Raw genomic sequence first — 19,845 nt, 5'->3', positions numbered from 1 at the left:
CACCTTACAAAGCCCGACGGTGCTTGTGATCTTGCTAAAAAATGCCCCGAGGCATAACCTGGATTTATGCATCGACTTCGGTCCCTCGTGCCTTCGGCCAACTATCTTTTCGTGTTCGAAGCCGCCGCCCGACGGCAGAGTTTTACGGCGGCCGCCGAAGAGTTGAACATAAGTCAGCCTGCTGTAAGCAAGACGATTCGGCTCTTGGAGGATGCAACTGGACTGAAGCTTTTCCGGCGCGAGCATGCACGCCTGGAACTCACTGCCGAAGGCCGGCGGCTCTATAAGGAAACGCAGGAGGCGTTCGACCACCTGCACATGGTGATCTCAGCGCTCAGGCAGAAGCATTCGAAGGATATCGTCCGCGTTTCTTTCTCCGCTTCTTTCGTGCAGCTATGGCTGCTGCCACGATTGAATGATTTCAAGGCGCAATATCCGGATGTCGCCCTTCGCATCGAGGAAAGCGGTCGCGACGATCAGGACCTCATGGAGGAGGATATTGATCTGTCGGCGCGGCTTGGCACTGGCAAATGGCCAGGGGTCCATGCCTGGCATTTTGCAACTGAAGAGGTAGGGCCGGTATGTAGCCCGGCTTATCTCAAGGAGCATGGACCGATCCATCTGCCGGTCGAACTCGTCAATCACGCGCTGCTGCATTGCGAGGAGCGCCACCGTTCACGTATGGGCTGGCGGGAATGGTTGGAGCGCAACGATGTCCCCGTCACCAGGCTAACGCAGGGCTTCGTCTTCACTGACGCCCTGAGCACAATTGAGGCAGCTGTGCTTGGACAGGGGGTCGCACTTGGGTGGAAGCATCTGGTGCACGACCATATCCGGGCGGGGCGGCTTGTTTGCCCAATTCGCTTGAACTATCGGTCCGGCCAAAGCATCCATATCGTCATGCCGGCACAGCGTCCCCCGAAGCGGGGCGCGGAGCTGTTCCGTGATTGGCTTCTTGAGCAGGATGCCGACGCCTTGATTGCCACCTAGCTTATTTGCCGAACCGGTCAACTCTTCGGCCGACCGATCACATAGTCGGAAACCTTCGGCAGAAAGGTCTCGCTGTAGTAACCGCGGGGCTTGTCGCCGACTGACGCGCCGGCGTTGAGGATGCCTGCCTGATAGTCATCGGCGAAAAGCGAATAGGGATAGACAGGCTCGACGGCACTGGCCGCGTCGAGTTGCTTGCGCAACGGTTCGGGGATCTCAAAGTCGAGCGATGATAGGTTGTCGTCAAGCTGCCCGATACGGCTTGCTCCGATAATGGCGGCACCTATACCCGGACGGGCGACCACCCAGTTCAGTGCCACCTGTGCCATGCTACGGCCTATTTCAGTCGAGACCTGTTTGAGGACTTCCACGATCCGAACGTTGCGTTCGGTGAAGAAGCCAAGACCGTTGCCGGAGGCATCGAGGGCAAGACGCCCGGGAGTCTGCCGGCCAGTATGATACTTGCCGGAAAGCAGACCCATGGCGAGCGGGCTCCAGGCGGTGATGCCAAGGCCCAGCGCCTGCGCTAGCGGCACGAACTCGTTCTCGATGCTACGCTCCGCAAGTGAATAGGGAAGTTGTAAGCTGATCAGCGGCGTCAGAGCATGTGCTTCCGCCCAGGTCTGGGCGCGCGCCGCATACCAGCCCGGCACGTCGGAGAGCCCGGCGTAGCGGATCTTACCGGCCCGTACCAGATCGTCGAAGGACCGCATGACTTCCTCGACCGGAGTCATACGATCCCAAGTGTGCAGGAGAAACAGGTCGATATAGTCGGTCTTCAATCGGCGCAGCGAGGCATCGACGGCGCGCATCAGGTTCTTGCGGCCGTTGCCACCTGCGTTCGGGTTGCCTGGTTCAAGGCAGTTCGAGAACTTGGTGGTGATGACCACGCGATCGCGCGCAGCTGCTTCGCTCACGAATTTGCCGACCAGCGTTTCGCTCATGCCTGCTGCGTAGGAATCGGCTGTGTCGATGAAATTGCCGCCGCAATCGAGGTATCGATCGAAGATCGCACGTGCGGCGGTCTCATCGGACCCCCAGGAGCCGCCGAGACCGCGTATGCCACCATTGCCGAAGGTCATCGTTCCAAGCGCGATACGGCTCACCCGCAAGCCCGAACGGCCGAGGAGATAGTAGTGATCAGCAGACATGGATGGCATTCCTGTTTGGCGTCCGGCCGATCTTGCTTGTTCTTACATGTGGCCGGAGTAGGCCTTGCGGGTGACACTCTGCTGCACGTGGTTGATCATGGTGATGAAATCGAAGACCGGGCGCCCGGTTGCCGCCTGAACCGCGTGAGCGTAGGGCGGCAGATCGCTGCATTCGAGCAGGATCGAGCGAACATCGGGGTTGTCCTTCACGAGCTTGCGGGCAACTTCGGTGACCTCGCGTTCGATCGCGGCGGAATCGAGCGTGCCTTTCTCATCAAGGATCGCCTCACGGAATTCGGTCTGCGCTTCCATGCCGGCAACCGCTATCGGGATGTTGCCCGGAACGTTGCATGACTCGAAATGATGGGGCGTCAGACAAGCTCCATTGGCGGCGATAATGCCGACGGTGCCGCCAGAGAACGCGTGCATGAAGGGAACCTGCATGATGCTTGAGAGAAAAACCGGAATGTCGACGGCAGCGGCTACTTCCCTCTGGAAGTATGCCATGAACCCACACGCGCCGGTGATCGCTTTGACACCACGGCTCTGCAATTCCAGGGCAGCCTCCACGAAAACCTCGCACAGCGCGGGGTCGCGCTGGTTTATGAGCCGCTCGCTTGTGGCGCCTCGCACTTCCTGGTAGCGGACCGGAAATTGATAGGTCGTCGCGTTGCCAACATTGCCTGGTACGCATGGATAGGCAGCATCAAGAATTAGAATGCCGATCGATTCACCATACCACGACTGGGTCTTGCGAGTGACTGAGTGGACAGCCATCGTTTTGTCTCCGCAATTCTTCTTGTTTCGAGTTTTCCGCCCCGCCAAAAGCGGGGCGGAAGATTTGACCCAGATTTATTTCTCAGTGGATGAGACGCGGCGCACCCGTGTCGGCAGCCGTACCGTCCAGGCCATAGGACTTGATAATCGTCACGATCGTTCCGTCGGCATGCATGGCTTCGATGTCAGCGTCGAGCGCGGCACCGAAATCCTTGGCGGCGGAAGCATAGGGGAAAGCCGCCTGAGCTGCCTCTTTCGTCGCCTTCACGCGTTCGTCCGGAACTGTGACCTTGACCTGGATATCCTTCAGAGCGCCGCTCTTTTGCGCGACGACACCGGTCGAGTAGCCATCGAAGGCAACGTCGATGCGGCCTGACAGGAGGTCCTGCTGCAAGTTCACCGAGTTCGGATAGAGCTTGAGCTTGGAGCCGAGCATCGCCTTCAGGTCGCTGACCCAGAGGTAGCCCTGCACGGTACCGACACGCTTTTCGCCCAGATCGGCAAGCTTCGTCAGGCCCTCTTTCGAATAGATGCCCATCTGATCGGTATAGAGAGGACCAGAGAGGTTCATGACTTTTGCGCGCTCAGCGGTGCGATACCAATCACCGACAGTTATGTCGGCCTGTCCTGAAAGGACGTATTGAATGGCGGCCGCCGGATCGACAGCAATCGCCTTGACGGTCAGGCATTCCCGCTTGGCGAACTCGTTGGCGATATCGCCATCAATACCCTTCAAGTTGCCATTCGCTTCGAGGTAGGAGTGGGGAACCAGGGTGGTGACGGCAACGGTCAATGAGCCTGTCGAAACCGTCGCGAACTTGTGCTTTGGCGTGCAGTCCTGAGCGAAGGCTGCCTGGCCGAAGGCAAGGGTACCTGTGATGCCGGTGAGAAAAAGGCGGACTGCGTTCTTCAGTGAGTAGGCCATGCTGGTAGGATCCTTTCCTTGTGAAGATCTAGCGAAGAGCATACGAACCCGCCCGCCTTTCGAGATAGCTGACGATCAGGGCGGCGGGGATGGAGATGAAGGCGTAGAGGGCGCCGGCTGTGAGCAGCACCGGAAAGTAGCGGAATGTGTTCGATCCAATTTCGTAGGCGCGGCTGACGAGCTCCGGCAGAGCAATCGTGAAGCAGAGCGACGTCCCCTGAAAGATCAAGATGGAGAAACCAAGGAGTGCGGGAAGCGCGACGCGCAAGCCTTGCGGCAACAAGACGTACCGCAGCGTGTCGAGCCGATTGAGCCCTATCGACAGAGCGGCCTCGCGCTGGCCGTCCGGGATGGACTGCAGGCTGGCGCGGATGATCTCGCTGGTATAGGCGCCGGTGTTCCAGGTGAGCGCTATGACAGCAGCCGCAAAGGATTCCAGCGCCAGGCCGGCGGATGGCAATCCAAAGTAGATGAACTGCAGCAACACAAGCGCCGGTGCGCCGCGGCCGACCTCCACGAGGAACAGCGAAGCAGCTTTCACGGACTTCCTCTTCGCCAGTACGCCAAGGGCGAGCAAGAGCCCAAAGGGAATGCCGAACAACAGGCTGAAGGTCGTGACTTGCAGGCTTATCGACAGGCCGGCAAGCAGGTCCGGCATCCAAGCCGCAAGTTCATCGGAGGACGGGAACATCAGCGGGCCACCTTCGCCTGCAGATAGCTGTCAGCAATACGGGAAAGCCATGCGACCGGCAGACTGATCAGCACATAGATCAGACCGACCACGGCGAAGACTTCCAGACCGCGGAAAGTCAGCTGCGACTGCTGATTGCCGTAAAAGGTGAGTTCGGTGACGCCGATGGTGGAGGCGACCGCGGTTTCTTTCATCAGGCCAATAAGGTAGCTCGCCGCGGAGGGGAGTGCGACGCGAAACGTCTGTGGCGCGACGATATCGACGAGAGTAGACCAGCGTCCGAGATTGAGGGCGGAAGAGGCTTCCCATTGGCCAGGATGGATTGAGGCAAGCGCTCCACGATAGATTTCCGCCATGTTGGCGGCAGAGATCAGGCCGAGGCTGGCGACTGCCGCGCCGAATGGGCTGATCGGAAGATAGCCCGTTCCAAGGCCGAAGAAGACGATAAACAGCCACAGGATTGGCGGGATGCCACGCACGATCTGGATGATTGTCATTGAAAGCCCCCGCAGTGGTACCGAGCGGCTCTGGCGGGCGGCGAGAAGCGGCATTCCGAGAAGCGCGCCGATCAGGAAGGCCCCAAGGGTCAGGCCGAGCGTCCAGGGCAAACCGCGCAGGATCGGCAACAGGTCGGCGGCACTCATCGGTCGTGAACCGCACGAAGGAACCGTTTCGTGCGCTCGTGCTGCGGATTGCGCATGACCTCAGTGGAGGGACCTTTTTCGACGATCCTGCCATCGGCCATGATCATGACCGTGTCGGACACGTTTTCAGCAAAGCTCATCTCGTGAGTGACAACGATCATCGTCATGCCGGTCTCGGCAAGCTCGCGCATGACTGCCAGCACTTCGAGACCAAGTTCCGGGTCGAGCGCCGACGTCGGTTCGTCGAAGAGCATAACTTGAGGGTCGAGTGCCAGCGATCTGGCGATCGCGACACGCTGCTGCTGGCCGCCGGAGCAGCGGGCGGGATATTGCCCGGCTTTGTCCCCAAGTCCAACGCGTTTCAGCAGCTGCATCGAGCGCTCTTCAGCTTCCTTGCGGCTACGCCCGAGCACTCGCTCCTGCGCGAGGCTGATGTTTCTGAGCACCGTCATATGGGGAAAGAGATTGAATGACTGGAACACCATACCAACGGAGCGGCGCAACCTCGCAAGCTCGGTCGAAGAAGCTGGTATCGCGGCGCTGAGGGTGATGTCGCCGATGGTGACAAGGCCACCATCCGGCGGTTCAAGATAGTTGATGCAACGGAGCAGCGTGCTCTTGCCGGAGCCGCTCGGCCCTATAATGGCAACGACCTCTCCAGACATAACCTCGAGATCAATGCCCTCGAGGACTGTATGGCCGCCATAGCGCTTGCTAAGGTTGTCAAGCTGGATCAAGGGGCGCTTCGGCGCGCCGGCGATGGCAGGCCCCTCGACCAGGCGCACGACATTTGCACCTGCTCCAGACTTCTCGTATCCTCGATCCGTCATATTTGGTCCTTCGCCCTGGACACAGTAGCCAGCTCCGCCCATCGGATTCCTACGTCCGGAAGCCACCTGCTACCTAGAAGACATATACCTTGGCTCACGGCGGGTTGTTCGACGCAGTCAAGTCAGGTCGGCAATAGCGCCCAACGCTGGCCCGCTCGCCCCGACCCAGCGGTCTTGACCCAGGCAGTTCCCTTATTATTAGGGTCACCTTAGATGACGGCGATCGCCAGGATCAGTGCAAATAAAGTGGAGATGTCCATACCCTGGAGTTATGGATGGCTTCATTGTCAATTCTTCGGCAAGCACGGAGCGGCTGGCTTCTCGTGTAACTGCGAGAAGGCTGCGTTCGCTCTCAACACAGGACAAGCCTTCTTCAGGCATCGATTCGATGCCGCTTCGGTTGCTCCCTCACAGGCTGCCGCAACATCTTCTGGTTTGGCGGCGACGCGGAACCCGTTGCCCCCGCCGCCGGTCGAAGGTCTGCAACAAAGAGGCCCAGCCCAGCCATGCACCGTTTGTCTATTCCAACTGCTCTGTTGATCTCTTTGGTGAAGGCCTACGGGATTTGCGTCTGGGTCTCCTCATCCGATCCGATAAACCTGTTCCAAGCCCAGGCGTCACCGTTGGGAAATGCGCGGCTCCGTCGCCCCCTCTGACCGGCCTCGTTGAGTACACGATTTCACCGTCGATGGTCGCGTTCTCCAGATGGTCGATGATGATTTTCCCTTGCACCAAGCAGACCGTGGATCACAAGGACCGTCAGGCTTGGCACCGGTAAGTCGCGGCTGGCTTGTTTGTTTCCCTGGTCGATCAAAGCCCGCGCCATGAAGGGACCAGTGACGCGGGCCGGCTGAGGCTTTGACCTACCCAGCCTGCGCCGGATGCCAGTGACAACATCCGAGCACGAACTGAACTAATCTGAAAGTGCTAATGTTCCAAAAACCCGGCGGTTCATCGCTTCACTGGAAGGTCGGCTTCCATCCCTCGCGGTTGCGCTCGCGCTGCAGGCCCATGCAAAACCGGCGTCCTGAAGCCACTTTCGACTCCTGCGGCGCCTCGCTCCAGGTCGGCTCGTTTCAGCACCGCAGGGACTCCTACCCGGCGATGATGGCCTTCAACTTGTCGACCAGCACCGGCATGATGCGGTTGAGGATGTCCTCGCCCATCTCCTTCGTCGCCAGTGTCGCCTTGCCGTTCATGCCACCGCTGTGTGGGGCCAGCGACTTGCGCGAATAGGCCTCGTGCCATGGCTTCTTCAGCACAAAATCCTCGGCGCGCTCCATGTGAACGAGGCCGCCTATGGCGATTGCCAGCGAAGTCTCTTTCTCGTCTGCATGGCTCATCGGCACGCCGCCGGTCAGGAAATAGCACCAGTGCGCCGGCTGCATGTCGGGGTATTTCTCCCAGGCGCGCTGGAAGCCGAGCGTGGCACCGATGCCGTTGCCGCCATGGCCAGACAAGACGATGATCTTCTTGAAACCATGGTGGCAAAGCAGCATGCAGATGTCGCCTATCACCATGCCGAGCGTCTCGGCCTTGACGCCGAGCGTGCTGACGTACTCCCAGTTCGTGTCGGCGAAACCGTAAGGAATGGCCGGCAGCAGGATGGCGCCGGTCTCCTGGCACAGCCGGCGCGAGAAATACTCGGCCGAATAGGTGTCGAAACCGCTTTCCAGATGGGCGCCGTGGGCCTCGATGAGCCCCACTGGCAGGATCACCGGAAGGTTGCGGTCGAGGGCGCCGATTTCGGGGTCGGTGAGCTTGCTCCATTCGATCATGACGGTTCTCTCTTGGCCTGGCGCAGCTTCTGCAAGGTGCGATAAACGGGCAGAAGCTGTTCGGTTAGGGTTTGGTAGCTCTCGCTGGACGGCGCGTAGGCTGCGTGGCCAGCGGCGTCAGAGTCGAAACGCTCGACAGCGAGATAATCAGGCGAAAACCATTTTGTGTCCGCAAGCCCGGTCGCTCCGACGGCGATGCTGGCGGCAAGGGCGGCGCCACGCGCCGCGTTGACCTCGGACTGTGCGGTCCACAGGCTGAGCCCTGTCACATCGGCCTTGATGCGGTTCCACAGCCCGTTGCGCGCGCCTCCGCCGACATTGACCACCGTCGACAGCGCGACATCGGGTGCCAGCCGGCGCGCCGCACTGAGCCAGCCATTCAGTTCAAAAGCACTTGCTTCCAGCAAAGCGCGATAGAAATCGCCAGGCCCGGTCTTGTCGTCGAAGCCGATGAAGGCGCCCTTGATCGAGGCCTCGAAGGGACTGACCCTGCCATTGAAATGCGGCACGGCCAATATGCCGTTGCTGCCGCGCGGCGTTTGCGCGGCCAGCACTTCAAGCTCCTCATAGGACTTGCCGAACGTCTCGCGCAGCCAGCGGTGGGCAAGGCCAGTGCTGGTGGTGAAGCCAAGCAGATAGAACCGCCCCGGTGCTGCCGAGGGCATGCATGACAACAGCCCGTCCGGATCGGTGACGAAACGGTCGACGGTGACCGCGAAATGCGCCGACGAGCCGCTGGTGTCGATACAGATGCCGGGTTCGACGCCGCCGGCCGCCAGCCAGCCGCCCGTGCCGTCGCCCATGCCGGCAGCCACCGGCGTGCCGGCCGTGAGGCCGCAAAGCGCGGCGATTTCAGCCGAGATGCGACCGGCGATCTCGAACGGATCGGCGATGCGGGGAAGCAGACGCGCCGGCAGGCCGCAGCGCTCGGCAAGGTCAACATCCCATTTGTTGGCCGCGACGTCGAAGCAGCCGAACAGATTGGCTTGCGTGCGGTCGCACACAGCTTCATGCGCCGCTGCGCCGGTCAGCCTGCCAACCAGATAGCCGGCAGGCGCCACGACGCGCACCAGCCGCTTTTCCAGATCGGGGTCGAGTCGGAGCCATCGCCTGACACGCGGCGTGACGAACGGAATGATGCCGTTCTTGGCCAGAATCTCCGGGCCATGGGCGGCCAGCAGTTCCTCTCTGTCAGCATCGGCCCTGGTGTCGAGCCACATTTCGTGCGGGGTGACAGCTTCGAAATTCTCGGCGACACCGATGACGCCGCCCATCTGCGCTGCAATGCCAACGCCAATGATGTCGGTCTGCGGAAAGCGGTCTGTCAGCGCTTTGATGGCAGTCAAGGCCGATTGCAACAGCAGGTCGGGCGACTGCTCGCCCCATCCTGGCTGTGGCCGCTGGAAATCGACGGCGACCGCGTGCGAACCGAGCGGGCGCCCGTCAAGCGCAACCAGAGCTGCCTTGGTCGACTGGGTGCCCAGGTCAAGCCCCAACACCGCCGGCGAAACACTCACGAAACCCTCCCTGCCGCTGGCAAAAAGTTCAGCGGTGTCATAATGTCATGACCACAAGGTAGATTCGAGAGGCTTTTGGATTGGCCAGCGAGCCCAACTACAAACGAATTGCCCGGCTTCTGGAAGCAAAGATCCAATCCGGTGACTTCCCGCCGGGGCACCAGTTGCCGCCCGAACGCGAGCTTTGCGAGATTTATGGCGTCAGCCGTATCACCGCTAGACAGGCGCTGGCGGAGCTTTCCTCGCGCAAGCTCGTGGTCCGCAACCAGGGGCAAGGCACGTTCGTCGCCAAGGCGGCGATCGAATCCTCGCTGCTCGGCTTCTTCAGCATTTCCGAGGCGCTGAAGGCCGACGGCCGGCTCGTGTCGACACGCGTCATCAGCAGGAAGCTGACGACGCCCGACCGCGCCGAGGCGGCCGCGCTCGGCTGTGACCTGGCCGACGAGGTGCTGCGGCTCGAACGGCTGCGCTTTGTCGACGGTGACCCCTATGCCCTGGAGACCTCTACCTTGATCAGCAGCCGCTATCCTGGTCTCGACCGCTACGATTTCGGCGCGCGCTCGCTCTACGACGTGCTGGCGAGAGAATACGGTACCCAGCTTGTACGCGCCCGCGAAACGTTGGCGCCGGTGCTGATCACCCGCGAACAGGCCGCATTGCTCGACGTCGGCGTAGAGCAGCCCGCGATGCGTCTGACCCGAACTACCTTCGACAACCGCAATGTCGCGGTCGAGGCGTCGGGTGCGCTTATCAGGGGCGATCGCTGCCAATTGTGGCTTGAACTGTGGGCCGACCAGCGCGCCAGTCTCCACACCAATTGAGTGCCTGATCATAGGCGTGCCGCCACGGACTGTTCACGCCCGTATGTCGCCACCACAAGCAGGATAACCACGCCAAGCAGAGCCTGCTGGATCGCGGCGCTGAAATTGTTGGCGACCAGGACCGTGGTGATCTCGGTCAGGATGATGGCGCCGAGGATGGTGCGGCCATAGCCGCCCCGCGCACCGATCAATGAGGTGCCGCCAATGACGACGCTGGCAATGGTGTTGAACAGATAGGGCGTCGAAATGCGCGGATCGCCTTGCGTGCTGAAGCCGGCGAGCAGGATGCCGGTGACGGCGGCGAGTACGGCGCTCAGTGCGAAAGTCAACACCCAGACCCGGATCGTTGGGACCTGCGCCAACCGCGCCGCCGGCAGGCTGGCGCCACTGGCATAGATGCGTTTGCCGAACGGGGTGCGACGCAGGATGACGATCATACCCAGCGACAGCACGGCCCAGAAAACGAGAACAGGCGGGATTGGCAGGCCAAAGGTGGTGCCCGACGGTGCGACGAACTGGTTGAGCCATTTCGGGGCGTATCCGGTCGGCTGCCCGCCCGTCCACGCCAGTATGGCGCCCATGATCACAGCGCTGACGCCCAGCGTGACGATGAGCGGATTGAGCTTCAGCGCACGTGACGCAAATCCGTTCAAGGCCCCGAGGACGGCGCTGACCAGCAGGATGGCCAAAGCTGTGACTGGGAACGGCCAGCCATTGCCGGTAAACTCGGCTGTCGCGACATTGGCGAAGGCGATGAAACCGGGAATGGCAAGGTCGATGCCGCCGAGCAACGCGACCGCTGTCTGACCGGCGGCGGCAATGCCTATGAAGGAGGCCAGCACCAGCATGGCCAGGATGCTGCGCCAGCCGCCGAAGCCGCTGATGGTCAGCATGCCGATGGCATAGAGTGCGACCAGTGCCACCACCTGCGGCCACAGTGTCTGCTTGAAGCTATGCCAGAAGCTGATCATCGCGCGCCTCCCCGACTGTTCGAAAATCGCGTCAGTCCCGCGTTGAGGATCAAAGCTGCGATCAGTGTCAGGCCGAACACGACCTGCTGCCAGAACACCGAGACGCCGTAGTTGGTGAGCAGGTTCTGGATCAGGAATAGCGACAACGCACCGAAGGCGCTGCCCCACATGCTGCCGCGACCGCCCGCCAAGCTGATGCCGCCCAGGGCCGCCGCCGTGATGACCTGCAAGGTGAAGGGAGCGCCGACATTGGCATCTGCAGACTGGATCAGCGAGGTCAGCGCAATGCCGGCGCAGGCCGAAAACAATCCGCACAGCGCATAGGCGATGATGCGCACGCGCGTTACGTCGATACCGGCCGAATAGGCGACGCGATCGTCACCGCCGACGGCAAGCAGCGTCTTCAGGAAGGGCGTGCGGCCGAGCAGGAACCAGACCAGAACGGGGCCCACGACGAACAGCAGCGGACCGGGAACACCGCTGATCGAACGCGACAGCGCGGCAAACCACGGCGGCACCGGCCCGAGCGGACTGGGCAGCAGCCAGAGATTGACGCCGGCGAGCACAAGATAGGTGCCGAGCGTCGCCACGATCGGTTGCAGCCGCACCACCGCGACCAGCCAGCCATTGGCGGCGCCAACCGCGAGGCCAACCGCCAGCAGCAGCGGCACGGCACTCCACCAATCGCCAAGACCGGCGGGGATCAGGGCGGTGACGACCAGCACGTTGATGAAGCCCATCAGCGGTCCGACCGAAAGGTCCATGCCGCCGCCGCCCGATAAGATGGCAGGGGTGACGGCCATGGCACCGATCAGCAGCGGCATGGCGACACTAACCGAGCCGGCGAGAAAGCGTGGCGATAGGATGATCGGATCTTGCGCAATGCTGGCGATCAGCAGGACGGTAAACAGCAGCCCGGCAAAGACAGTCGGATCGCGCCAGATTTTCGAGGCCCTGCCGCTCATGGTTCACGTCCGAACAGGCCGGCGATCAAAGTCTCGCGTGTGAGACCGTCGCGGTCGAGAACGCTGTATAGGGTGGCATTGTGGAAGATCGCCACGCGGTGGCACAGCGCCAGCAGCTCCTCGATTTCGGTCGAATGAATGACCACCGAAATCCCGGCCGCTGCCTGCTCCAGAAGCAACGCGTAGATATCCTGCTTGGTCGCCAGATCGACGCCGCGTGTCGGATCGTTGAGCACCAACACGCGCGGCTTCTGCGCCAGCGTGCGCGCCAGTATCACCTTCTGCTGGTTGCCGCCGCTGAGGCTGGTGATGGCATGGCCAAGCGCGCCGAACTTGACGCCCAGCCGCGCAAACAACGGTGCGCGTTCCGCCGCCACCCTGGCCTCGTCGACGAGCCCGAAACGCGTGTAGCGGTCGAGTGTCGAAATCGAGAAATTATCGGCGATCGATAGCGGCGCGAAGATGCCTTCCAGTTTGCGGTCGCGCGGCACGTAGGCGACGCCGTGACCGACGAAATCGGCCTGACCGCGAATCACGTCCCCGGTCTCGCCGCGAACGGCGCCGGCCAACGGCGTGCGCACACCACCGACGATCTGTGCGAACAGATCGGCGCCGTGGCCCTCGAGGCCTGCGAGGCCGAGGATTTCACCGGACCGGACCAGCAGATCGACGGGGTTGGCATGGATCGCGAGCCCGATGCCGGATGCGGTCAGCCGAACAGTGCCGGTCGCTGTACCGGTTTCGCGAGGCCGCAGCACCGCCTCCAGCCGGCCCGACATCAGTTCCAGCAAACGCGCAGGGTTCGCCTCGGCGATGGGCAATGTCGCCACCGTCTCGCCCGAACGCAGCACCGTCACCTCGTCAGAGAGGGCTGATATCTCGTCCATCTTGTGGGTGATGAACAGCACCGACAGTCCGGTGTCGACACGGCGGCGAATGGCGGCGAACAGTCGGTCGCGCGTCGAGATGTCGAGGGCAGCGGTTGCCTCGTCGAGGATCAGAAGCTTCGGCTGCAGCAGCAGCGAGCGCGCGATGACCGCTGCCTGACGCGTGCCGAGGTCGAGATCGGCGACTTTTGCGTCGAGATCGAGCAGAACGTCGCCAAGCAGTTCCGACAGGATCGCGGCGGCTTTGGTGCGGCGCTTGGCCGAGGTGATCCGCGCCCTGAACAGATCGTCCTGCCCGAGCCAGAGATTGTCGAGCAGCGACAGTTCTTCAAGAACGAGGATTTCCTGAAAGGTTGTGGCGATGCCCGCCTGACGCGCGGCGCGCGGCGACGAAAGGCGAAGGCTGCTTTGCCCGGAAAGCAGGATCGTGCCGGCGTCCGGCTGCACCACGCCGGTCAAGAGCTTCACCAGCGTGGATTTGCCACTGCCGTTTTCGCCTATGACCGCGTGGATGCTGCCTGGCCGAATCGACAGATTGCAGGCTTTCAGGGCGCGGGTTTCGCCGAATGCCTTGGCGATGCCTTCGACCTTGAGCAGCAGGGGCTGATCGATTTGCGTTGCGGCTGCGTTCATGCGGCTGACGATGCGGATCTATCTTGCCCGAAATCAGCACCTTGCCGGTCGAGCAAGTCAAGCAACTCTGCGGTTGGAACATGCCGGGGCGTGATGCGCTTGGCCGCCGCGAGGGCCGCGGCCGAGCCCGCAGCCTGGCCCATCGCCATGCAGGTGCCGATCGAGCGAGCGCTGGCATGAGCATCGTGGGTCGACGACAGACACCGGCCGGCGACGACAATACCGTCCAGATTGCGCGGCAGCAGCGCGCGGAATGGAATGGTGTAGGTGCCGGAATTCGGGATATAGGCCCAACGCGTGTCGCGGCCGGCATGATGGTCCTCGATCGGGGCGCCGCAGCGGGCGATGCCGTCGTCAAAACGGCGCGCGGCCAGCACGTCCTCGCCGGTCAGCTGATAGTCGCCGAGGATACGGCGGGTCTCGCGTACGCCAATCCAGGGCGAAGTCCCGATCAGCACCGCCTCTTCGTATCCGGGGACCATCGCCTTGAGGAAGCGGAAATATTCCTGCGCCTGAGTCCGGCCATCCGCCTCGGCCTTTGATATGCCCTCGATGTCGTCGGGGGCAACGCCGGGAACACGGGTCATGATCGTCGCCATGATGCCCTTGTCGGGGGTGCGATGCACGCTGCCTTCCTCGCGCGGCAGGTTGAAGCGGCCGCTTCTGTTGGCATCGCGCATCAGCGAATGCAGCTCTTCCTTCTTCACGGAAAGCGCCCGCTCACCGACATTGGCCATGCGGAAGGTGGTGGACAGCGTCTGCTGGGCACCGTCGCGGCCGGCGAGCTCGAAATCACCGCCGGCATCGGCGACCACATCGGCGTCGCCCGAAGCGTCGATAACGATCTTGGCCTTCACCTCGTGACCGCCGGCCTTGTTGACGAAGCGCACGCCGCTCACGCGCTGGCCTGTCTTGATCGAACCGGTGACGAAAGTATGCAGGAAGACGCGCACGCCGGCCTCGCGGGCGAGATCGTCCCAGACGCGCTTCAGGGTTTCGGGATTGTAGGTGATGCCGGTCCCCGAGCCGAAGGTGTTCGGTCGGCGCAACACCGCATCATATTTTTCCATCTGCGCTACGACTTCACCGGGCAGGCCGGACACGACCTTCTCTTGGGCTTCGCCCGGCGCGTAGAAAGCGTACATCGTGTCGAGGACAGCGGTGCTTATGCCACCGAGGAAGCCACCACGCTCGAGCAGGATCGTGCTGGCGCCATTGCGGGCGCTGGCCAGTGCGGCGACCATGCCGGCGCTGCCGGCTCCAACCACCACGACATCGGCTTGGTATTCCATATCGGCTCCAGAACTTTAGAAATGGGGGCGGCCTAGCGGTCGCCTCGGATGAACATTCCGGCATAGCGGCGCGAATATTCGGCCATGCATTCGTCCCAGCGCTTTTCGGCGCGGGCGCGGCGCGCCTTGCCCTCGGGCGTGCCTTCGAAATACGGGCTGGGCAGCACCATGGGGCTGTGTCCCCGGCGGGCGAGTTCCAGCGCCGCCTCGGTCGAAAGCGCATTGGTGATAGCGATGCTGGTGATGCTTGAGCCGGCGCCGGCCTTGTCTTCCGATCCCGGAATATCGACCATCGCATCGCCAACCACCGAGCAATTGTCAATAACGAGGTCGGCGATCTCATGCAGGCGCTTGCCGCCCTTGTGATCGGTCCCGGTGGCGGCCGCGTGCTGCAGCGAGGTCACCGCGATGACGCGCATGCCTTCGGTCTTGGCGAAGCCGGCAATGTCGAGCGCGACCTTGGTGACGCCGGTGTTGGTGTAGACGACGAAACAGTCGGTCCGCTTGAAGCGGTAATTCTTCCAGATGACTTCGCCGAGGCCCTCCACCGACTGGAAATAGCGCATCTGGTAGATGCCCGAATTGCCGATCACCGGCGTGTAATAGGACAACGCGAGCTCGGACAGCGGATGCAGCCCGACCAGCCCGCCATTGCGCGGGAAGGCTTCTTCCAGAGCCATATGCGAATGGCCGGCGCCAAAGAAATGCGCCAGGCCGTCGGCCTCGATGGCGTCGGCGATCCAGCCTGCCGCGGTCCTGATCTTGTCGCTTTGCGTCGCCTCGACCTGCTGCAGGATCTCGATGGCGCTGGCGAGGTAGGATTTCGACATGGCGACTGCTCGGTCTTGAAATGTGGTGATGTTGGCACGGTCGCCTCGCTGAGGCGACTGTGCCGGCTTTGGCCTTGGGAGGCTTATTGCGGCAGCGGGGCCGGGTTGGTGAAATAGCCGTCGAGCACGCTGTCTGGCATCCAGGTGCCGGCCGGCGGCTCGCCGACGCCGGTCGAGTCGACCGTGAAGTCCGGCTTGTACCACTGGCCGAGCGTGTCGGCGGTGATCAGCGGCGGCCGCACGACGACATTGGAAACCTTCAGGCCCTGCCCCGTCAGCACGCGCATGCCGGTCTGGAACACCAGATCCATGCCCGCGCCCGGTGCATTGGACGAGCCGACGGTCTTGTAGCCCTTGGGTGCATTGTCATGCCAGTAGGCGAGTGAATTCTGGTTAGGGTTGCCGACAGTGACCGGAACCGCTGCCCGGCCGGCCTGTTCCAGCGCCTTGGTCACGCCCATGAACATCGAGCCCTGCTGCCAGACGCCGTTGATCTCGGCCGGATTGGTCGAGAGCTGCTGCAGCACGGCAGTCTGGGCCGCGGATTCGGACCATTGGCCGACAAGGTCGGCGACGATCTTGATGTCTGGGCAATTCTTGAACACCGCCTGGCCGCCGGCCTTGATCAATTCGCTGCCCGAGGTGCCGGGAATGCCTTCGACGGTCAGGATGCTGCCCTTGCCGTTCAGCAACTGGACAAGCCCGAGTGCCATCGTCTTGCCGATCAGGTAGCCATTGGTGTCGACGTTGATGGCATTGGCGGTCGTGACCGGGGCGGCCAGCGTGATGACCGGAATGCCGGCCTGTGCGGCCTCGTCGATGACGCCGTTCATTGCGGTCGGCGAACCCGGGATCGAGATGATGAGATCGACGCCCTTCTGGATCATCGAACGCATCTGCTGGATCTGCGTTGTGACGTCGCCATTGGAGTCGGTGACGATCAGATCCTTGACGAGGCCGAGTTTCTTGTATTGCTCCACATCGGCCTGGAGATGCGCCAAGGCCGCGGCCCGCCAGGCATTACCTGAGAACGAGTTGCTGTAGCCGATGGTCCACGGCTTTCCATTGGCCGGCTTGAAATTGATAAAGGGACTGGCAACCACCGGGCTGCCATAGCCTTCGAAGCCGGCCTGTGCGGCGGCAGGCAATTCCTTTTCCAGCAGTGCCTTGGAATCCGCCGGCAATGCACCGGGCTGGTCGGTCTGGCAGGCATCGGCGGCCATGGCCGCATTCGCCAGCACGGAAAAGCTGCCGGCAACAAAAGCTGTTCTCAAGATCGAATGCAGATGTCGGTTCATGTGATCTCCTCCCTGTCGTCAGCCATCCAGCAGCCTCTCCGCCGCATTTGGTATGGTTGTCATAACCAATTACAGAATTGAGCTTTGCCGGTCAAGTCGGGATGGCGCGAGAACCGATCATCCGCACAGCAGAAAGATATTCGTCACCGCCCGTTGCGGCGACGACGGCTTTCGCCTGCGCTTTGATCGTGGATGCCGGTTGGTTTGAGAACCAGCTTCTTGCGAGGGCAGAGGTCCAAGGGGTTATCGGGACGCCCGCAGTTGCCATCCAGGAATCGGCCTGCTTGGTAAGCCGCAGGTTCCAACGGTTTCAGCGCGGCATGCGCCGCCAGATCTGGCGTCCTGGTGAGCTCGTGGTCAGTGCGGCTTCCTCGGCGGCGTCGTGCCGGCCAAAGCAATCAGTGCGACAAGGCGCGTTATGTCGCGCATCACCTCCATGGAATCGGCGCGACAAGCCTGCACGTCGGTTTCCACGTCTCCGCTGGCGTGCTGGCAAAGTTGCTCCGCGATTGCGGACAGCCGGCCCGTGTTGAGGGATATGGTTGCGTACAGCTCCATTGCCTCGACATGTCCAGTCCCTCGCAATGTGTTCAAGATTGTGCCGTCACAGGACGGCGGTCAGCGCTATCAAGCGGGGCAACCGCCGTTGTGAAGGCGCCACTGCGGCGGCATCCCTAGCGATTGCGCGTCGAGAGTATGCGGGCCAACGCAGCCGCATCCACGTTCGCGCCCGTCACGACGATCACGATTGGGCCGCCCTGCGTCGCCAGGCGTGGGTGATGTTCGAGCGCGGCAAGGCCGGCGGCGGAACCGGGTTCCGACAGGATGTGGGCCGAGAGCAAACGCCTTTACGACGGCGAACGCAAAGTCCGCAGGCTGCCGTTGCGCCAGACATTCTGCATTGGTCCTGACGGGACGGGACAGAATAAGGCCGGCATGGAAACTGTCGTGGAGGCCGGCCGCGCCATCGGACTGGACGCCGATCACGCGGATAGTGGCGCGGGTCTCCTTCAGGGCAACGGCAACGCCGCCCAGCAGATTTCCGCAGCACGTTGGAATTGTTCACAAAGCGAGGCGAAACGCGGAAGTGGCGCGCTGCATCGCGGTGACCATGTCCCTCATCGACGTACAACAACACGCCGACGCAACTCAAGCGGTAGCGGCTTGCCCATCGCGGTTCCCTTTCAACCGCAATGAATCACGAACTCAAATCAATGGGAATCCTGAATCCCTTAAATCGCGACACGCTTTAGACTAGCTCCGCTTCCGCGCGAACTCCGCTCGGAACCGCTTGATCGTTTCCAGCGAGGCGACGCCGCCTTGCGGCCCCTCGATTGCGACCGCACGCGAGGCGGCAGCGATTGCCAGTTCCAGCGCCTCGGGCACGCTGAGGTTTTCGCCGAGCGCATAGGTCAGCGCGCCGCCAAACGTGTCACCGGCGCCGGTCACGTCGATGACGGGAACCTTGTAGCCCCGGACCTCGATGCGACCTTGCCCATCGAACGCCTCCGCGCCGGCGGCGGCCAGCGTGCGGATGACCGTGCCGACCTGATGCTTCCGCATCCACGCATTCATGCCGGCGAGATCGATGTCGCCGAAGGCGTGGCCGAAGCCGATCTGGTTCATGATCAGCACATCCGCGCTGTGCAGGTAATCAAGATCGCCAGTCGAAAAACCGTCGACGTCGAGATCGAGGATCAGCTTGCGGCCATGGCGGCGGAAATCCGCCAGCAGTTCCCTACCCTGCAGCCCCTCGGCCCGCAGCCGCTTCGTGCGGCCAAGGCTCATATAGAGGTAGCCGGGCGTGCGCAGGCCGGCCAGCGCTTCGGGCGTCAGCTGCATCGGCTGGTTGCCCATCTCGATGATCAGAACCACATGCTCGTCGCCGACCAGGAAGATCAGGTTGCGCGAATCCGCCAGCGACGGATCATGCAGCATATGCCGTGTCGAAACGCCGGTCTCGTTCAGCGCCATGCACAGCCGCGCGGACAACTGGCTGTCGTTGAGCAGCGAGATGAATTCCGTGCGCCCACCAAGCCCGGCATGGACGCTCGCCGCGTTGGCGATCATACCGCCAACATAGCTCTTCGCCTCCCGGACCAAGGCCTTGTCGGCAATGTCGGGCCAGCGCTCGGCGGTGAAATAGTCGTCGAGAGCGACATCCCCGATAAAGAAGGCGGTTCTTGCCTCAGGCATCGAAGCGGCCCGCCGCTGTCACATGCACCGGCCCGCCCTCGATATCGACCCAGACGGAGCCGCCGCCGCACGTCGCCATCCAGTAGTAATGCGTCGGCTCGTCGATGCCCCGGCAGGCATCGTGCCAGGTGCCCTTATGCATGACCACGACCGTGCCCGGTTCAATGATAAAGGCGCGGATATCCCCGGCCTTTGGTCGCGCTGCTTCCGTAGCTGCGGCCACCGCCAGCACGATGGGTTTGGCAGCACAGAACAGCGCTTCCTGCGTGTCGAGATGGCGCTCCATCTTGACGGTGTCGAACGGCCCGCCCTCGCCCAGCGTGTAACCGAGGCTGCCAGTGGTGCTCAGCAGCGGCGCCGCTGTGTAGGTGTCCGTCCAGCCGAGGCCCGAAGAACGCACCAGCCCTACCTCGCTCGCAGGCGTGCCGGGAGCCGCCAACGAATGGACCGTTCCGTAGGCGGAGAAATCCGCTTCGCGGACCGGCATGGCGCTGATGCTGATCGTCATGTGCCCGCTCCCGCTCTCACGGCCACCGGCTGATGGCGAATGCCCGCGACGACACCCATCAATTCGCGGACATGATCCTCGTCGACGATGCCGGTGTCGACATAACTATCCTTGAAGAAACTGCCGCCGACCAGCTGGCGC

The 19,845-nt window shown here is 62.4% G+C and carries 19 protein-coding genes; 2 read left to right on the top strand and 17 right to left on the bottom strand.

Annotation, left to right across the window (positions count from 1 at the left end):
- The first annotated feature begins 111 nt into the window (after positions 1-111).
- Positions 112-990, top strand: a complete 879-nt coding sequence (locus EN993_RS15235) for a LysR substrate-binding domain-containing protein (protein ID WP_245468837.1) — start codon at positions 112-114, stop codon at positions 988-990.
- Positions 991-1,007: 17 nt separating this feature from the next.
- Here EN993_RS15235 and EN993_RS15230 read toward each other — a convergent pair whose 3' ends face one another.
- The 8 genes from EN993_RS15230 to EN993_RS15190 form a co-directional block, all read right to left on the bottom strand.
- Positions 1,008-2,141, bottom strand: a complete 1,134-nt coding sequence (locus tag EN993_RS15230) for an aldo/keto reductase (protein ID WP_127263945.1) — start codon at positions 2,139-2,141, stop codon at positions 1,008-1,010.
- 42 nt (positions 2,142-2,183) lie between these two features.
- Positions 2,184-2,918: an aspartate/glutamate racemase family protein gene (locus EN993_RS15225; RefSeq protein WP_109669855.1), complete on the bottom strand. Its 735-nt coding sequence runs from the start codon at positions 2,916-2,918 to the stop codon at positions 2,184-2,186.
- Between the two features lie 82 nt (positions 2,919-3,000).
- A complete protein-coding gene (locus EN993_RS15220) occupies positions 3,001-3,843 on the bottom strand; it encodes a transporter substrate-binding domain-containing protein (RefSeq protein ID WP_127263943.1) in 843 nt (280 codons plus the stop codon).
- A 28-nt stretch (positions 3,844-3,871) separates the two neighbouring features.
- Entirely contained in the window at positions 3,872-4,534 is a 663-nt protein-coding gene (locus EN993_RS15215) for an amino acid ABC transporter permease (protein ID WP_127263941.1), read from the bottom strand.
- Positions 4,534-5,178, bottom strand: a complete 645-nt coding sequence (locus EN993_RS15210; RefSeq protein ID WP_109669857.1) for an amino acid ABC transporter permease — start codon at positions 5,176-5,178, stop codon at positions 4,534-4,536. Before EN993_RS15210 ends, EN993_RS15215 begins: the two co-directional genes overlap by 1 nt.
- Entirely contained in the window at positions 5,175-5,957 is a 783-nt protein-coding gene (locus EN993_RS15205; protein WP_281040315.1) for an amino acid ABC transporter ATP-binding protein, read from the bottom strand. Before EN993_RS15205 ends, EN993_RS15210 begins: the two co-directional genes overlap by 4 nt.
- A gap of 1,145 nt (positions 5,958-7,102) precedes the next feature.
- Positions 7,103-7,786: a creatininase family protein gene (locus EN993_RS15195; protein ID WP_127263937.1), complete on the bottom strand. Its 684-nt coding sequence runs from the start codon at positions 7,784-7,786 to the stop codon at positions 7,103-7,105.
- The gene (locus EN993_RS15190) at positions 7,783-9,303 is read right to left on the bottom strand and encodes an FGGY family carbohydrate kinase (protein WP_127263935.1); all 1,521 of its coding nucleotides are present in this window, start codon (positions 9,301-9,303) and stop codon (positions 7,783-7,785) included. Before EN993_RS15190 ends, EN993_RS15195 begins: the two co-directional genes overlap by 4 nt.
- An 80-nt stretch (positions 9,304-9,383) precedes the next feature.
- On the opposite strand from EN993_RS15190, the gene EN993_RS15185 reads away from it, so the two are divergent.
- Entirely contained in the window at positions 9,384-10,124 is a 741-nt protein-coding gene (locus EN993_RS15185) for a GntR family transcriptional regulator (protein ID WP_127263933.1), read from the top strand.
- Between the two features lie 8 nt (positions 10,125-10,132).
- Here the strand turns inward: EN993_RS15185 and EN993_RS15180 are convergent, their stop codons facing one another.
- The 9 genes from EN993_RS15180 to EN993_RS15135 all read right to left on the bottom strand — a co-directional run bounded on the left by EN993_RS15180 (position 10,133) and on the right by EN993_RS15135 (position 19,704).
- Positions 10,133-11,095: an ABC transporter permease gene (locus EN993_RS15180; protein ID WP_127263931.1), complete on the bottom strand. Its 963-nt coding sequence runs from the start codon at positions 11,093-11,095 to the stop codon at positions 10,133-10,135.
- Positions 11,092-12,060 carry an ABC transporter permease gene (locus EN993_RS15175; protein ID WP_127263929.1) on the bottom strand — a complete coding sequence of 323 codons (969 nt, stop codon included), beginning with the start codon at positions 12,058-12,060 and terminating at the stop codon, positions 11,092-11,094. The genes EN993_RS15180 and EN993_RS15175 overlap by 4 nt, the downstream gene beginning before the upstream one ends.
- On the bottom strand, positions 12,057-13,580 hold the full coding sequence (locus tag EN993_RS15170) for a sugar ABC transporter ATP-binding protein (RefSeq protein ID WP_127263927.1): 1,524 nt from the start codon (positions 13,578-13,580) through the stop codon (positions 12,057-12,059). The genes EN993_RS15175 and EN993_RS15170 overlap by 4 nt, the downstream gene beginning before the upstream one ends.
- Positions 13,577-14,872, bottom strand: coding sequence for an FAD-dependent oxidoreductase (locus EN993_RS15165; protein WP_127263925.1), 1,296 nt, complete (start codon positions 14,870-14,872; stop codon positions 13,577-13,579). The genes EN993_RS15170 and EN993_RS15165 overlap by 4 nt, the downstream gene beginning before the upstream one ends.
- Positions 14,873-14,904: 32 nt before the next feature.
- Positions 14,905-15,702, bottom strand: a complete 798-nt coding sequence (locus EN993_RS15160) for a sugar isomerase domain-containing protein (RefSeq protein WP_127263923.1) — start codon at positions 15,700-15,702, stop codon at positions 14,905-14,907.
- A gap of 83 nt (positions 15,703-15,785) precedes the next feature.
- Positions 15,786-17,000 carry a substrate-binding domain-containing protein gene (locus tag EN993_RS15155; RefSeq protein ID WP_127263921.1) on the bottom strand — a complete coding sequence of 405 codons (1,215 nt, stop codon included), beginning with the start codon at positions 16,998-17,000 and terminating at the stop codon, positions 15,786-15,788.
- Positions 17,001-17,357: 357 nt separating this feature from the next.
- Complete coding sequence (locus EN993_RS15150) at positions 17,358-17,558, bottom strand: hypothetical protein (RefSeq protein ID WP_127263919.1); 201 nt, start codon at positions 17,556-17,558, stop codon at positions 17,358-17,360.
- Positions 17,559-18,254: 696 nt separating this feature from the next.
- Positions 18,255-19,196: a carbohydrate kinase family protein gene (locus tag EN993_RS15140; protein WP_127263917.1), complete on the bottom strand. Its 942-nt coding sequence runs from the start codon at positions 19,194-19,196 to the stop codon at positions 18,255-18,257.
- A complete protein-coding gene (locus EN993_RS15135) occupies positions 19,189-19,704 on the bottom strand; it encodes an ureidoglycolate lyase (protein ID WP_109669923.1) in 516 nt (171 codons plus the stop codon). The genes EN993_RS15140 and EN993_RS15135 overlap by 8 nt, the downstream gene beginning before the upstream one ends.
- Positions 19,705-19,845: the final 141 nt, after the last annotated feature.

This window comes from Mesorhizobium sp. M7D.F.Ca.US.004.01.2.1 (genome assembly GCF_003997785.1).
Classification (GTDB): Bacteria; Pseudomonadota; Alphaproteobacteria; order Rhizobiales; family Rhizobiaceae; genus Mesorhizobium; species Mesorhizobium loti.
This window is presented reverse-complemented; position numbering and strand designations above follow the sequence as displayed.

Coding starts and splice junctions, on each gene's coding strand:
- EN993_RS15150 (WP_127263919.1), bottom strand. CDS start 17,558: ATGGAGCTGTACGCAACCATATCCCTCAACACGGGCCGGCTGTCCGCA.
- EN993_RS15160 (WP_127263923.1), bottom strand. CDS start 15,702: ATGTCGAAATCCTACCTCGCCAGCGCCATCGAGATCCTGCAGCAGGTC.
- EN993_RS15170 (WP_127263927.1), bottom strand. CDS start 13,580: ATGAACGCAGCCGCAACGCAAATCGATCAGCCCCTGCTGCTCAAGGTC.
- EN993_RS15155 (WP_127263921.1), bottom strand. CDS start 17,000: ATGAACCGACATCTGCATTCGATCTTGAGAACAGCTTTTGTTGCCGGC.
- EN993_RS15175 (WP_127263929.1), bottom strand. CDS start 12,060: ATGAGCGGCAGGGCCTCGAAAATCTGGCGCGATCCGACTGTCTTTGCC.
- EN993_RS15165 (WP_127263925.1), bottom strand. CDS start 14,872: ATGGAATACCAAGCCGATGTCGTGGTGGTTGGAGCCGGCAGCGCCGGC.
- EN993_RS15230 (WP_127263945.1), bottom strand. CDS start 2,141: ATGTCTGCTGATCACTACTATCTCCTCGGCCGTTCGGGCTTGCGGGTG.
- EN993_RS15140 (WP_127263917.1), bottom strand. CDS start 19,196: ATGCCTGAGGCAAGAACCGCCTTCTTTATCGGGGATGTCGCTCTCGAC.
- EN993_RS15225 (WP_109669855.1), bottom strand. CDS start 2,918: ATGGCTGTCCACTCAGTCACTCGCAAGACCCAGTCGTGGTATGGTGAA.
- EN993_RS15215 (WP_127263941.1), bottom strand. CDS start 4,534: ATGTTCCCGTCCTCCGATGAACTTGCGGCTTGGATGCCGGACCTGCTT.
- EN993_RS15210 (WP_109669857.1), bottom strand. CDS start 5,178: ATGAGTGCCGCCGACCTGTTGCCGATCCTGCGCGGTTTGCCCTGGACG.
- EN993_RS15180 (WP_127263931.1), bottom strand. CDS start 11,095: ATGATCAGCTTCTGGCATAGCTTCAAGCAGACACTGTGGCCGCAGGTG.
- EN993_RS15135 (WP_109669923.1), bottom strand. CDS start 19,704: ATGACGATCAGCATCAGCGCCATGCCGGTCCGCGAAGCGGATTTCTCC.
- EN993_RS15220 (WP_127263943.1), bottom strand. CDS start 3,843: ATGGCCTACTCACTGAAGAACGCAGTCCGCCTTTTTCTCACCGGCATC.
- EN993_RS15195 (WP_127263937.1), bottom strand. CDS start 7,786: ATGATCGAATGGAGCAAGCTCACCGACCCCGAAATCGGCGCCCTCGAC.